Raw genomic sequence first — 14,666 nt, forward strand, 5'->3', positions numbered from 1 at the left:
CGGAATGACCACCACCGCCGTATGTTCCCCTCACCCTAACCCTCTCCCCGGAGGGGCGAGGGGATTGCTCAGTGCTCGCATTAATTTGTGGGGAACCCTCAGCCCACCGGGAGAGGGGATAAGGACAACATCACATCTCGATCTCTATATCGCCTTTTGCCCGGCAGCAGCAGGGCAAAATTTCCCCTTCACTGATAAAGGCCAGCGGTTCGGTCAGCCAGTCTACCTGGCCTGCGACCAGACGGCAGCGGCAGGAGCCGCAGTAGCCTTCACGACACTGGTACTCGACTTCTACCTGATGTGCTTCAAGCGCCACCAGCAGAGAAGGGTGCTCTTCCTGGCACAACACCTCTGTACCCGAAAGGCTCAGCGTTACGCGGCTCATCAGAGCTGGAAATCGCTCAGGTCGTCGGTGTTGACTTCAGAATCAATCTGACCGACCAGGTAAGAACTCACTTCCACTTCCTGCGGCGCGACCTGCACGTTATCGGACACCAGCCAGGTGTTGATCCACGGGATTGGGTTAGAGCGCGTCTGGAACGGCAGGTCGAGACCGACGGCCTGCATGCGGATATTGGTGATGTACTCAACGTACTGGCACAGAATGTCTTTGTTCAGGCCAATCATGGAGCCGTCGCGGAACAGGTAGTCTGCCCACTCTTTCTCCTGCTGGGCCGCCAGCACGAACAGGTCGTAGCATTCCTGTTTGCACTCTTCCGCAATTTCCGCCATCTCCGGATCGTCTGCACCGCTGCGCAGCAGGTTCAGCATATGCTGAGTCCCGGTCAGGTGCAGGGCTTCGTCACGGGCAATCAGACGGATAATTTTGGCGTTGCCTTCCATCAGTTTGCGCTCGGCAAACGCGAAGGAGCAGGCGAAGCTCACGTAGAAGCGGATTGCTTCCAGGGCGTTGACGCTCATCAGGCACAGATAGAGCTGTTTTTTCAGGGTCCGCAGGTTTACGGTGACGGTTTTACCGTTCACGTTGTGCGTACCTTCGCCCAGCAGATGCCAGTAGCTGGTCATCTCGATCAGTTCGTCATAGTAGTGTGCAATGCCTTCGGCGCGCTTCTGGATCTGTTCGTTGGTGACGATATCATCAAACACCACCGCCGGATCGTTCACGATGTTGCGGATGATGTGGGTGTAAGAGCGGGAGTGGATCGTCTCGGAGAACGCCCAGGTCTCAACCCAGGTTTCCAGCTCAGGAATCGAGATCAGCGGTAGCAGCGCCACGTTCGGACTACGACCCTGAATGGAGTCCAGCAGCGTCTGGTATTTCAGGTTGCTGAGGAAGATGTGCTTTTCGTGTTCCGGCAGCGCCTGGAAATCGATACGGTCGCGGGAAACGTCAACTTCTTCCGGACGCCAGAAGAAAGAGAGTTGCTTTTCAATCAGCTTTTCGAAGATGTCATATTTTTGCTGATCGTAGCGTGCCACGTTGACCGGCTGGCCGAAGAACATCGGCTCTTTGAGCTGGTCGTTTTTCGTCTGTGAAAAGGTGGTATATGCCATTGCGGTGAGTCCTGTGGTGTTATTTCCCCTCACCCCGGCCCTCTCCCACAGGGAGAGGGGGAAAGAGTTCCCTCTCCCTGTGGGAGAGGGTTAGGGTGAGGGAATTTATTAGATCTTACATGCGCCGCTTTCGCAGCCATCGTCCTGAATTGACGGCGCCAGGTCGTCCTGGGCGTCTTCCGCACCATCACGGGTGTTGTGATAGTACAGCGTTTTCACGCCAAATTTGTAGGCGGTGAGCAGATCTTTCAGCAGTTGCTGCATCGGAACCTTGCCTGACGGGAAGCGCGTCGGGTCGTAGTTGGTATTGGCAGAGATCGACTGGTCGATAAACTTCTGCATGATACCCACCAGTTGCAGGTAGCCGTCGTTGTTTGGCATTTCCCACAGCAGCTCGTAGTTGTTGCCCAGCGTTTCGTAATCCGGTACCACCTGACGCAGCACGCCGTCTTTCGACGCTTTGATGCTGACATGGCCGCGCGGTGGCTCAATACCGTTGGTGGCGTTGGAGATTTGCGAAGAGGTCTCGGACGGCATCAGGGCAGAGAGCGTGGAGTTACGCAGGCCGTGAGTTTTAATGGACTCGCGCAGGCCTTCCCAGTCGAGGTGCAGCGGCTCGCTGACGATCGCATCCAGGTCTTTTTTGTAGGTATCGATCGGCAGAATGCCTTTTGCGTAGGTAGTTTCGTTGAACCACGGGCACGCGCCTTGCTCTTTCGCCAGCTCGTTGGAGGCTTTCATCAGGTAGTACTGAATGGCTTCGAACGTCTGGTGCGTCAGATTGTTGGCGCTGCCGTCGGAGTAACGCTTGCCGTTTTTCGCCAGCCAGTAGGCGAAGTTGATCACGCCGATACCTAAAGTGCGACGGCCCATTGCGCCGCGTTTTGCCGCCGGGATTGGGTAATCCTGGTAGTCCAGCAGGGCGTCGAGCGCACGAACCGCCAGCACGGCCAGCTCTTCCAGCTCGTCCAGGCTCTTAATCGCACCCAGGTTGAACGCAGAGAGCGTACACAGGGCGATTTCACCGTTTTCATCGTTCACATCGTCCAGCGGTTTGGTCGGCAGGGCGATCTCCAGGCACAGGTTGGACTGGCGCACTGGCGCAACCACCGGATCGAACGGGCTGTGGGTGTTGCAGTGGTCAACGTTCTGGATGTAGATACGGCCGGTAGAGGCACGTTCCTGCATCATCAGGGAGAACAGATCGACCGCCTTCACGCGCTGCTTGCGGATGCTGTCGTCTTTTTCGTATTTGGTGTACAGACGCTCGAATTCGTCCTGATCGGCGAAGAACGCGTCGTACAGACCCGGGACGTCGGATGGGCTGAACAGGGTGATATCTTCACCTTTCAGCAGGCGGGTGTACATCAGCTTGTTGATCTGCACGCCGTAGTCCATGTGACGCACGCGGTTGCCTTCCACGCCGCGGTTGTTCTTCAGAACCAGCAGGCTTTCCACTTCCAGGTGCCACATTGGGTAGAACAGGGTCGCAGCGCCACCGCGCACGCCGCCCTGAGAGCAGGATTTTACTGCCGTCTGGAAGTGCTTGTAAAACGGGATACAGCCGGTGTGGAACGCTTCACCGCCGCGGATCGGGCTGCCCAGCGCACGGATACGACCAGCGTTGATGCCGATACCAGCACGCTGGGAGACGTATTTCACGATGGCGCTGGAGGTCGCGTTGATGGAATCCAGGCTGTCACCACACTCGATCAGTACGCAGGAGCTGAACTGACGGGTAGGGGTACGCACGCCAGACATGATTGGCGTAGGCAGAGAAATCTTGAACGTAGAGACCGCATCGTAGAAACGCTTCACGTAGTCCAGACGGGTTTCACGTGGATAATTAGAGAACAGGCAGGCGGCCACCAGAATATAGAGGAACTGGGCGCTCTCGTAGATTTCGCCCGTCACACGGTTCTGAACCAGGTATTTGCCTTCGAGCTGCTTCACCGCCGCGTAGGAGAAGTTCATGTCGCGCCAGTGATCGATAAACCCGTTCATCTGCTCGAACTCTTCTTCCGTATAGTCTTCCAGCAGATGCGTGTCGTATTTGCCCAGCTCAACCATTTTCACTACGTGATCGTAAAGCTTCGGCGGCTCGAACTGGCCGTAGGCTTTCTTACGCAGGTGGAAAATCGCCAGACGCGCAGCGAGGTACTGATAATCCGGTGCGTCGCGGGAGATCAGATCTGCCGCTGCTTTGATAATGGTTTCGTGGATATCAGACGTTTTGATGCCGTCGTAGAACTGAATGTGAGAACGCAGTTCGACCTGGGATATAGATACGTTGTTCAGTCCTTCTGCTGCCCAGTCGAGAACTCGATGGATTTTGTCCAGATTGATACGCTCGGTAGTACCGTCGCGCTTTGTCACCAGCAGACTCTGATTCATGTGGGTTTTTACCTGTCCGTGAAATAAAAAAATATCCCCCGCTTATCCACAGAACCGCCTTGTGACTAACTCTGTGGATAAATACTACATATAGGGGTTTTGCGATAAGAAGAACGCTATATGGTGAGTATTCTAGTATCGAATCTTTTCAGCACAAGGGTTGATTTTGACGTTAAATTGAGGTTGTGAAAGGGTAAAAAAGGCTAAGTCCTCGTACCGTAAGGCCTGGAAGAGATGTCAATATTCCAGAAAAAAAATTCAAAATTTGATCGAGTGCTGATTTCTTCAACGGGAGGTCAGAATTGCGCAACATGATGTCGCGCAATCTTTATAAGAATAACGAATGACGTTAGTCGTTTTTGGCGGTTGTGTGCAACATATAGTTAACATCCACGCCCGGGGCAAGTTTGAATTTATCCGTCAGAGGATTGTAGTGCAGACCCGTCATGTGCTGCTCCTTAAGCCATGTCTGGTCAACCCAGCCCAGCAGTTCGGCAGGCTTGATGAACTTCTTCACGTCGTGCGTCCCTTTCGGCACCATGCGCAGCACATATTCCGCGCCTACCACGGCCATCAGCCAGGCTTTGCCGTTGCGGTTGATGGTCGAGAAGAAGACCTGTCCACCCGGTTTCACCAGTTTTGCACAGGCGCTGACGACCGACTGCGGATCGGGAACGTGCTCCAGCATCTCCATGCAGGTCACCACGTCATACTGGTGCGCATGTTTAGCCGCGTGCTCTTCCACGGTTTCCTGGACATATTCTACCTGTACGCCGGACTCCAGCGCATGAAGACGCGCAACCTGTAGAGGTTCGAAGCCCATGTCCAGACCGGTGACGGTGGCCCCTTCGCGCGCCATGCTTTCCGCCAGGATGCCGCCGCCGCAGCCGACGTCGAGCACTTTCTTACCGAACAGGCCGCCGGAACGCTCCGCGATATAGCCCAGACGTAGCGGGTTAATACGATGCAGAGGTTTGAACTCACCTTCGAGATCCCACCAGCGGGACGCCACCGCTTCAAATTTGGCAATCTCTTCGTGGTCAACGTTGTGAGCCACCGGGGATTTTTCGGCATTCATGGGCGCTTTTACTCCTTATTTAGCAAGACAAATGAGTATATCAGGCAATCCCTGTGAATAAAGCGTATAGGTTTACCTGTATCACCGCGGCTGTGTTATAATTTGCGACCTTTGAATCCGGGATACAGTAGAGGGATAGCGGTTAGATGAGCGACCTTGCGAGAGAAATTACACCGGTTAACATCGAGGAAGAGCTGAAAAGCTCCTATCTGGACTATGCGATGTCGGTCATTGTTGGCCGTGCGCTGCCGGACGTCCGCGATGGCCTTAAGCCGGTACACCGTCGCGTACTATACGCCATGAACGTATTGGGCAATGACTGGAATAAAGCCTACAAAAAATCTGCCCGTGTCGTTGGTGACGTAATCGGTAAATACCATCCCCATGGTGATTCCGCGGTGTACGACACCATTGTCCGTATGGCGCAGCCTTTCTCGCTGCGTTACATGCTGGTAGATGGTCAGGGTAACTTTGGTTCTATCGACGGCGACTCCGCCGCGGCAATGCGTTATACGGAAATCCGTCTGGCGAAGATTGCCCATGAGCTGATGGCTGACCTGGAAAAAGAGACGGTTGATTTCGTTGATAACTACGACGGCACGGAAAAAATTCCTGACGTTATGCCAACGAAGATCCCAAACCTGCTGGTGAACGGTTCGTCCGGTATCGCAGTGGGTATGGCAACCAACATTCCGCCGCACAACATCACGGAAGTGATTAACGGCTGCCTGGCCTACATCGACGATGAAGACATCAGCATTGAAGGGCTGATGGAACACATCCCGGGCCCGGACTTCCCGACGGCGGCAATCATCAACGGCCGTCGCGGTATTGAAGAAGCGTACCGTACCGGTCGCGGCAAGATTTACATCCGTGCCCGCGCCGAAGTGGAAGCGGACGCCAAAACCGGCCGTGAAACCATTATTGTTCACGAGATCCCGTATCAGGTGAACAAAGCGCGTCTGATTGAAAAAATCGCCGAGCTGGTAAAAGAAAAACGCGTTGAAGGCATCAGCGCGCTGCGCGACGAGTCTGACAAAGACGGTATGCGCATCGTGATTGAAATCAAGCGCGACGCGGTGGGTGAAGTTGTGCTGAACAATCTTTACTCCCAGACTCAGCTTCAGGTCTCCTTCGGTATCAACATGGTTGCGCTGCACCATGGCCAGCCGAAGATCATGAACCTGAAAGAGATCCTGAGCGCGTTTGTGCGTCACCGCCGTGAAGTGGTGACTCGCCGTACCATCTTTGAACTGCGCAAAGCGCGCGATCGTGCCCATATCCTTGAAGCACTGGCCGTTGCGCTGGCGAACATCGACCCGATCATCGAGCTGATTCGCCGTGCGCCGACGCCGGCAGAAGCGAAGGCGTCGCTGGTTGCGCGTCCATGGGATCTGGGCAACGTGGCGGCGATGCTGGAACGTGCCGGCGATGATGCTGCGCGTCCTGAGTGGCTGGAGCCGGAATTCGGCGTGCGTGACGGTCAGTACTATCTGACTGAACAGCAGGCCCAGGCGATTCTGGATCTGCGTTTGCAGAAACTGACCGGCCTTGAGCATGAAAAACTGCTCGACGAGTACAAAGAGCTGCTGGAGCAGATTGCCGAGCTGCTGCATATCCTGGGTAGCGCAGAGCGCCTGATGGAAGTGATCCGTGAAGAGCTGGAGCTGGTTCGCGATCAGTTCGGCGACGAGCGTCGCACCGAAATCACGGCCAACAGCTCCGATATCAACATTGAAGATCTGATCAACCGCGAAGACGTGGTCGTGACGCTGTCTCACCAGGGTTACGTGAAGTATCAGCCGTTGACCGACTACGAAGCACAGCGTCGTGGCGGTAAAGGTAAATCTGCGGCGCGTATTAAAGAAGAAGACTTCATTGACCGTCTGCTGGTGGCCAATACCCACGACACGATCCTCTGCTTCTCCAGCCGGGGCCGTCTGTACTGGATGAAAGTCTATCAGCTACCGGAAGCGAGCCGTGGCGCGCGGGGTCGACCTATCGTTAACCTGCTGCCGCTGGAAGCGAACGAACGTATCACCGCCATTCTGCCGGTACGCGAGTACGAAGAGGGCGTGAACGTCTTTATGGCAACCGCGAGCGGTACCGTGAAGAAAACCGCGCTGACCGAATTCAGCCGTCCACGTTCCGCCGGGATCATCGCGGTGAACCTGAACGAAGGCGACGAGCTGATCGGCGTGGATCTGACCTCTGGTTCCGATGAAGTGATGCTGTTCTCTGCGGCCGGTAAAGTGGTGCGCTTTAAAGAGAACGCCGTGCGCGCAATGGGTCGTACGGCGACCGGCGTGCGTGGTATCAAGCTGGCGGGTGAAGACAGCGTGGTTTCCCTGATCGTTCCGCGTGGCGAAGGCGCAATCCTGACCGTCACCCAGAACGGCTACGGTAAACGTACGGCGGAAAGCGAATACCCGACCAAGTCTCGCGGCACGCAGGGCGTTATCTCCATCAAAGTGACCGAGCGCAACGGTTCCGTTGTTGGCGCGGTACAGGTGGACGACGCGGACCAGATCATGATGATCACCGATGCCGGTACGCTGGTGCGTACCCGCGTGTCAGAGATCAGCGTGGTGGGTCGTAACACCCAGGGCGTTATCCTCATCCGTACTGCGGAAGATGAAAACGTCGTCGGTCTGCAACGCGTTGCTGAGCCGGTGGATGACGAAGAGCTCGACTCTATCGACGGCAGCGTCGCGGAAGGGGATGATGAAATCGTCCCGGAAGCGGACACCGATGATGAAGCAGCGGATGACGCTGACGAGTAACGTCTCCTGACGCATAAAGGGCCGGTTTCCGGCCCTTTTGTTTAGCGCAAGCAGACAAGTGAACGTTGCGACAAGCCGCGTTTACCGCTACCTTAACCACATTCTTTTTTCCCCGATGGCGGAGCCTCGCCCCTTTGAAATACCTCGTCTCCTTTCGTACCACGTTAAAAGTCTCTCGCTATCTGTTTCGGGCGCTTGCGCTACTGCTATGGTTGCTGGTGGCACTGCTCTCGGTGTTTTACATCGTTAACGCGTTACACCAGAAAGAAGCGGAGATCCGCCAGGAGTTTAACTTAAGCTCGGATCAGGCCCAGCGCTATATCCAGCGCACGTCTGATGTGATGAAAGAGCTTAAGTATATCGCTGAGAATCGACTGACGGCGGAGAACGGCATTCTTGCCCTCCGCGGTCGGGATGAAAAAACCGAAGTACCTGATTTCGAACCGCTCTTCCCGGACTCCGATTGTTCCGCGATGGGCAAAGCCTGGCGTGGCTCACTGGAGTCCCTGTCATGGTTTATGCGCTACTGGCGCGATAATTTTTCGGCCGCTTACGATCTAAACCGCGTCTACCTGATTGGCAACGAAAATCTTTGCATGGCGGACTTCGGTCTGCGGGATATGCCCGTCGAACGCGAAGACGCGCTGAAAAGCCTGCATGAGCGGATAGTGAAATACCGCAATGCGCCTCAGGAAGAGCGCGGGAACAACATCTTCTGGATAAGCCAGGGGCCGCGCATGGGCGTCGGCTATTTCTATGCCCTGACTCCGGTTTACCTCGGAAACCGTCTGCAAGCGCTGCTGGGGATTGAACAAACCATCCGCATGGAAAACTTCTTCACGCCGGGCAGTCTGCCGATGGGCGTGACCATTCTGGATGAGAACGGCCACCCACTCATCTCCCTTACCGGGCCTGAAAACCGCCTGAAGGTGGAGCCCAGCTGGATGCAGGAGCGGTCATGGTTTGGCTATACCTCCGGGTTCCGCGAGCTGGTGCTGAAGAAAAGTTTGCCGCCATCATCGCTGAGCATTGTCTATTCGCTGCCGGTGGACAAGGTGCTGGAGCGCATTCGCATCCTGATCCTTAACGCCATTTTGTTGAACATCGCGGTAGGGGTTGCGCTGTTTATGCTGGCGAGAATGTATGAGCGGCGGATCTTTATTCCGGCGGAAGCGGATGCTCAGCGTCTGGAGGAGCACGAGCAGTTTAACCGTAAGATTGTCGCCTCGGCGCCGGTAGGGATCTGTATCCTGCGTACTCAGGACGGGACAAATATCCTCAGTAACGAGCTTGCCCATAACTACCTGAACATGCTCACGCATGAAGACCGCCAGCGGTTAACGCAGATCATCTGTGGGCAACAGGTTAACTTTGTGGATGTGCTGACCAGCACGCACACCAACCTGCAAATCAGCTTCGTCCATTCGCGCTACCGCAATGAAAACGTGGCGATTTGCGTGCTGGTGGACGTCTCCGCGCGCGTTAAGATGGAAGAGTCATTGCAGGATATGGCGCAGGCGGCGGAGCAGGCCAGCCAGTCGAAATCGATGTTCCTCGCGACCGTCAGCCATGAGCTGCGTACGCCGCTGTACGGCATTATCGGTAACCTCGATCTTCTCCAGACCAAAGAGCTGCCGAAAGGGGTCGACCGCCTGGTGACGGCGATGAACAACTCGTCCAGCCTGCTGCTGAAAATTATCAGCGATATTCTCGACTTCTCTAAAATTGAATCCGAGCAGTTGAAAATAGAACCGCGTGAGTTCTCCCCGCGCGAGGTGATGAACCATATCAGCGCCAACTATCTGCCGCTGGTGGTGCGCAAACAGCTGGGGCTGTACTGCTTTATCGAGCCGGATGTGCCGCTGACGCTGCATGGCGATCCGATGCGTCTGCAACAGGTCATCTCGAACCTGCTAAGCAACGCCATCAAATTCACCGATATCGGCTGTATTGTGCTGCATGTCTGCCGGGCAGGGGAGTACCTGACTATTCGCGTACGCGACACGGGTGTTGGCATTCCGGCGAAAGAGGTCGTTCGCCTGTTCGATCCGTTCTTCCAGGTGGGGACGGGCGTCCAGCGTAATTTCCAGGGGACCGGGCTGGGTCTGGCGATTTGCGAGAAGCTTATCAGCATGATGGACGGGGATATCTCCGTCGATACCGAGCCGGGTATGGGCAGCCAGTTCACCATCCGTATCCCGCTCTACTCGGCACACTATCCAGTGAAAACCACGGTCGACGGGCTGAGCGAAAAGCACTGCTGGCTGGCGGTGCACAACGCCTCCTTACATGATTTCCTGACCTCGATGCTGACCAGCAGCGGCGTGCGGGTCTCACGCTATGAAGGCCAGACGCCGGACGCAGATGACATGCTGATTACTGACGTTGAGCCAGACAAGGCGTGGGCGGGGCGGGGCGTGGTGATGTTCTGCCGCCGTCATATCGGTATTCCGATTGAGCGTTCGCCCGGGGTATGGGTGCACAGCGTGGCGACACCGCACGAGATGTTGGGCTTGCTGGCGCGTATTTACAGCGTACAGCTTGAGGACAGCGATGGCGCTACCGTGCTGGCTTCCCCTGATGAGCTGGCATCGGTGAATGACGATATGATGATTCTGGTCGTCGACGATCATCCGATTAACCGTCGTCTGCTCGCAGACCAGCTTGGCTCTCTGGGCTATCAGTGTAAAACGGCCAATGATGGCGTGGATGCCCTGAATGTCTTAAGTAAGAATCATATTGATATTGTGCTCAGCGATGTGAACATGCCTAACATGGACGGCTATCGTCTGACGCAGCGTATCCGACAGCTGGGGCTGACGCTGCCGGTGGTGGGGGTGACAGCCAACGCACTGGCGGAGGAGAAGCAGCGCTGTCTGGAGTCGGGAATGGACAGCTGTCTGTCGAAGCCGGTCACGCTGGATGTACTGAAGCAGACGCTATCCGTGTATGCGGAGCGGGTGCGAAAAGCAAGACAATAAAAAAGGCCCGAAAGGGCCTTTTTTATGTGTCCGACGGCACTGCGCTTGCGCGGGCCTACGGGGTCTTTAGACCGGGTAACCGCGAGGGTCACCCGGCGTAGACAGCGACGATCAATCTTTGTCCGTTGCGCTCAGCGTCACGGAAGAGAGATAGTTCAGCAGGGCGATATCGTTATCCACACCCAGCTTCATCATCGCGGATTTTTTCTGGCTACTGATGGTTTTGATACTGCGGTTCAGCTTCTTGGCGATTTCAGTAACCAGGAAACCTTCAGCGAACAGACGCAGAACTTCACTCTCTTTAGGCGAGAGACGCTTGTCGCCATAGCCACCTGCGCTGATTTTTTCAAGCAGGCGTGAGACGCTCTCAGGCGTGAATTTCTTCCCTTTCTGTAGCGCCGCCAGCGCTTTAGGCAGATCGGTAGGTGCGCCTTGTTTCAGCACAATCCCTTCAATATCAAGATCCAGAACGGCGCTCAGGATCGCCGGGTTATTGTTCATGGTCAGAACAATGATCGAAATGTCCGGGAAGTGGCGTTTAATGTATTTGATGAGCGTAATCCCATCACCGTATTTATCCCCAGGCATGGAGAGATCGGTAATGAGCACGTGCGCATCAAGTTTAGGCAGGTTGTTAATAAGGGCTGTGGAATCTTCAAATTCACCGACTACATTCACCCACTCGATCTGTTCAAGTGATTTGCGAATACCGAACAGTACAATCGGATGGTCATCGGCAATAATTACGTTCATATTGTTCATGTATAAGGCTACCTTGCTACAGCAAGCTCTTGACGTAAGCGTCAATGTCGCTGATGTATTTTTCAATGCCAGAGGCATCTTTCTCACGAATTAGATGTTCCAGCGTTTCACATAACTGCTTGCCGGGAACCAGATTAAGCATGGCAAACACCCCTTTAAGCCGGTGTGCTGTCTGTGCCAGCGCTGCAAAATCCTGCGCAGCGGACTCAGTATACAACCGCTTAACATCATCTGGTACTGTATCAACGAAGAGCGAATAATATCCGCTGGCATGGAGTTCGGCATTTTCATCGCCGCCTAACGGTGACTCCAGGATCTCTTCCTGCGCCAGATTCTCTTCAATCAGTTGTAATACAGCTTCCTGCATTGCATTGCTCATATTAAAGTTGACGCGCAGCTGCCCAGGGCCGATTTTCCGCACGCCTGGCTCATCATCGCTTAAAAGCAAGCCGGAGGCAGTAAGATTAGACGGATTATCAGTTAAAAATAGATCAAATTCTTGACTCGCGAGCCTTTCGTCCGGGGTAATGCAGGACGCGCCCCAGTTTTCCAGCTGACGAACGACGATATTACGGATCTCACTGGAGGTCACGTCCACCATCACCACCACATCATCCAGCAGACGCTCTTCATCCTCTTCCTGAGGATTCGCCGCCATTTTAACATGCAAGGAGTAGCGGGTGCCGAGGGATTCGCGCGCCTTAATGTTCAGATGACCGCCCAGCTTACGCGCCAGCTGATCGCAGAGCCAGAAGGTGAGGGCATTCGCCTTACCGTAGTGGTCGCGCTGGGTATCGTTCAGGAACGGGAAGTGCAGGTTATCGATTTCGCTCACGGTGACGCCTTCGCCCGTATCCAGAATACGGAACGTCAGACGATCGTCGGTGGACTCATCGGTGCTGACTTCAAGGGTGATCTTGCCGATCTGTGTCGTGGTGACGGCATACTGAATCAACATCATCAGGATGCGACGCAGGGCATCGCGATCGCCGTGACGCTCGTCGTTGGCCGGTAAATGGTTGTTGATCAGCAGCTGGAGCCCTTTGCGCTTGATCACCGGCAGGACTTCCGGAACCACCTCATCAATCAGATCCTGGATGGAGAAGAGCGTAGGGGTGCCCTTCCAGATGTCATTCTCCAGCATGTTCGCAAGCTGGATTTCGTCCACCAGACGAACCAGCGAGTCGGCCTGGCTGCTAAGCTGTCGGCTTTCCGGCGTGCTTAAATCAGCAATCTGCGTGGCGAGTGACTTCAGCGGCTGTTTAAAGGCATCGCCAATGTTTTGCATAAACGCCGCGCGGCCATGCTGGTTTTTCTCATACAGCCTTTGCGCCTGCTTGAGCTTTTTATTCACCAGCACTTCGCGATCCTGATCGCGGATGATGAAGATTTGCGTGCGCGAGGCGACCTGACTGCGGAACTGACGGATCTCATACAGTTCATTATTAATGGTGGCCTGAATGACGCCCTGATGCTGGTCCGCCATGGCCGTAATATTTTGCAGGTTAAGATGCGGCAGAAGGTGATCGGCAATTTTGTTGCTCATCACCGTCCGGTTTGCCTCCTGATCGTGAACAAGCACCCCAAGCGGCAGCACGGAAATAATCTCTTCATTCAGGGCACGAAGAACACGCAACTCGTTGCTGGTCCCGGCTGATACCGACGTCGAGTCGCTCTGGCGGCCCGACTGGAAACGGAAGGTGCTGTAGCCAAACAGCGCCAGCGCCAGCAGGCCGATATTCAACAGCAGCGGCAGCATAATGTTTTGCAGGGTATCAAGCATCAGGGTGCCAAAAGGCACCTGCCACACCAGCCGCATACCGGTTGAGTTGAGCGATGAGGCAATCTCAATCTTCGAGCCATTAAAGGAGATCGCTACGCTGTCCGGGCCTTCTTTATCCGACGGCGTGCGCATATTTTGGGTGCTGTTGTCTGGCTCCAGTCGGAAACTGTCCAGCGGCATATCCGGCGGGATAAGATCGTTAATTGGCAGATCGAAGGCAACCACGGTCGCCAGATGGCCCGGCTGGTTAAAGGTGGTTCGCAGCGTAAAGTAGTGGCCATTCTGCCAGGCAAGACGGCGTAATGACGAGAAACTTTCGCGCTCGTCCAGCGCGTTGGCCTGTTGCAGCATTTCTGCCCGACGGGAATCGACAATGCTGCCAACGGTGGTCTCTTTGAAGCCCGACGAGAGATCCTTAAGCGGCAGGGTCGAGATCAGGATCATGCTGTTGTCCTGACCGTTCAGGTAATACATGGACCACGGTACGGTTTCGGCGCCCCACAGGGTGTCCAGATAGGAGGAGATACGCTGCGTCATCTCAAGCGTTGCGCTGTCATGCGAGCCGAAAATCAGGGCTTCCGTCTTACGCTGCGGTTTTTCAAGGTAATACACATCCTGCTTAAGGCGCGTTTCCTGCAACCCTTCGCCTGATGAGGTGGCAGGTGCGGCGGCGATATTGTCGTAGATTTGCCAGGTCGCGTAGCGCCACGTATCAATGCGCTTATGCACCGCATGGGTGATATCGACAATTTGATAGCTTTTATCTTTAAGCCAGGTATTCACGGCGCTCTGAACCATCACTCCCATTGTGACTAACAGCACAACGATCAACAGAAGAAAGAAACGGGTGATGCTGCCCGGTAGAAGGGAAAATTTGCTCGGGGCGGTAGTTTCAGTCTGACTCATCGATGTGTTTAACCCGTAATGGCCGCGCGGTAATGGGATAGGGCAGTATAAAGGGTAATAACTGAATTTCCAGCGTCGTTATCGGTATGACCTTGACTTTTTATCTGTCGCAACCCGCTTCAACGTCATCCGTGTGAAAGATGTACAAAACCCAGTGAAATGTACAAATATGCTGTTACAACGGCAGTAAAATAGCACGAATTAACAAGAAATTAATTTTGAAAGTGAAAAGGAAAATCTGTAAACGCCGGGCGATGGATTTAGTTAATAGTCGTTATCATTACAGACGGGTAGCACATAAAATGTCTGTTGACGTAAAGAAAGGTAAAAAAAAACCGAATGCGGAGCATCCGGTTCAATTAGGGATAAACAGACATTCAGAACTGAATGACGGTAATAAATAAAGTTAATGATGATAGCGAGGGTTATTTTAGTGGTGTTGACGGGAATTTTTTTGTCATTCA

General features: G+C 54.5%; 8 protein-coding genes. 2 read left to right on the plus strand and 6 right to left on the minus strand.

All coding sequences use genetic code 11. From position 1 onward, the window contains the following. Positions 1–130 precede the first annotated feature (130 nt). The 4 genes from yfaE to ubiG all read right to left on the minus strand — a co-directional run bounded on the left by yfaE (position 131) and on the right by ubiG (position 4,987). A complete protein-coding gene (yfaE, locus tag ACOTZP_RS14855; protein WP_003859419.1) occupies positions 131–385 on the minus strand; it encodes a class I ribonucleotide reductase maintenance protein YfaE in 255 nt (84 codons plus the stop codon). Continuing rightward, on the minus strand, positions 385–1,515 hold the full coding sequence (nrdB, locus tag ACOTZP_RS14860; RefSeq protein WP_022648802.1) for a class Ia ribonucleoside-diphosphate reductase subunit beta: 1,131 nt from the start codon (positions 1,513–1,515) through the stop codon (positions 385–387). Before nrdB ends, yfaE begins: the two co-directional genes overlap by 1 nt. A gap of 108 nt (positions 1,516–1,623) precedes the next feature. Continuing rightward, the gene (gene nrdA, locus ACOTZP_RS14865) at positions 1,624–3,909 is read right to left on the minus strand and encodes a class 1a ribonucleoside-diphosphate reductase subunit alpha (RefSeq protein WP_023300610.1); all 2,286 of its coding nucleotides are present in this window, start codon (positions 3,907–3,909) and stop codon (positions 1,624–1,626) included. 349 nt (positions 3,910–4,258) lie between these two features. Continuing rightward, complete coding sequence (gene ubiG / locus ACOTZP_RS14870) at positions 4,259–4,987, minus strand: bifunctional 2-polyprenyl-6-hydroxyphenol methylase/3-demethylubiquinol 3-O-methyltransferase UbiG (protein WP_006811346.1); 729 nt, start codon at positions 4,985–4,987, stop codon at positions 4,259–4,261. Positions 4,988–5,133: 146 nt separating this feature from the next. Between ubiG and gyrA the strand changes: the two genes are divergently transcribed. Continuing rightward, complete coding sequence (gene gyrA, locus ACOTZP_RS14875) at positions 5,134–7,770, plus strand: DNA topoisomerase (ATP-hydrolyzing) subunit A (RefSeq protein WP_023300608.1); 2,637 nt, start codon at positions 5,134–5,136, stop codon at positions 7,768–7,770. 134 nt (positions 7,771–7,904) lie between these two features. Next, complete coding sequence (gene rcsC / locus ACOTZP_RS14880) at positions 7,905–10,751, plus strand: two-component system sensor histidine kinase RcsC (RefSeq protein ID WP_023300607.1); 2,847 nt, start codon at positions 7,905–7,907, stop codon at positions 10,749–10,751. Between the two features lie 111 nt (positions 10,752–10,862). On the opposite strand, the gene rcsB is transcribed toward rcsC, so the two are convergent. Both rcsB and rcsD read right to left on the minus strand, forming a co-directional pair. After that, complete coding sequence (gene rcsB / locus ACOTZP_RS14885; RefSeq protein ID WP_003859405.1) at positions 10,863–11,513, minus strand: response regulator transcription factor RcsB; 651 nt, start codon at positions 11,511–11,513, stop codon at positions 10,863–10,865. A 16-nt stretch (positions 11,514–11,529) separates the two neighbouring features. Next, on the minus strand, positions 11,530–14,202 hold the full coding sequence (rcsD, locus tag ACOTZP_RS14890; protein WP_023300606.1) for a phosphotransferase RcsD: 2,673 nt from the start codon (positions 14,200–14,202) through the stop codon (positions 11,530–11,532). Positions 14,203–14,666 lie beyond the last annotated feature (464 nt).

Origin of the sequence: Enterobacter cloacae complex sp. SYL001, from assembly GCF_049237025.1 — a bacterium.
Lineage (GTDB): Bacteria > Pseudomonadota > Gammaproteobacteria > Enterobacterales > Enterobacteriaceae > Enterobacter > Enterobacter intestinihominis.

What these genes read in the sequence shown, in the direction of transcription:
- yfaE (WP_003859419.1), bottom strand. Translation starts at nt 385, where the DNA reads ATGAGCCGCGTAACGCTGAGCCTTTCGGGTACAGAGGTGTTGTGCCAG.
- nrdB (WP_022648802.1), bottom strand. Translation starts at nt 1,515, where the DNA reads ATGGCATATACCACCTTTTCACAGACGAAAAACGACCAGCTCAAAGAG.
- nrdA (WP_023300610.1), bottom strand. Translation starts at nt 3,909, where the DNA reads ATGAATCAGAGTCTGCTGGTGACAAAGCGCGACGGTACTACCGAGCGT.
- ubiG (WP_006811346.1), bottom strand. Translation starts at nt 4,987, where the DNA reads ATGAATGCCGAAAAATCCCCGGTGGCTCACAACGTTGACCACGAAGAG.
- gyrA (WP_023300608.1), top strand. Translation starts at nt 5,134, where the DNA reads ATGAGCGACCTTGCGAGAGAAATTACACCGGTTAACATCGAGGAAGAG.
- rcsB (WP_003859405.1), bottom strand. Translation starts at nt 11,513, where the DNA reads ATGAACAATATGAACGTAATTATTGCCGATGACCATCCGATTGTACTG.
- rcsD (WP_023300606.1), bottom strand. Translation starts at nt 14,202, where the DNA reads ATGAGTCAGACTGAAACTACCGCCCCGAGCAAATTTTCCCTTCTACCG.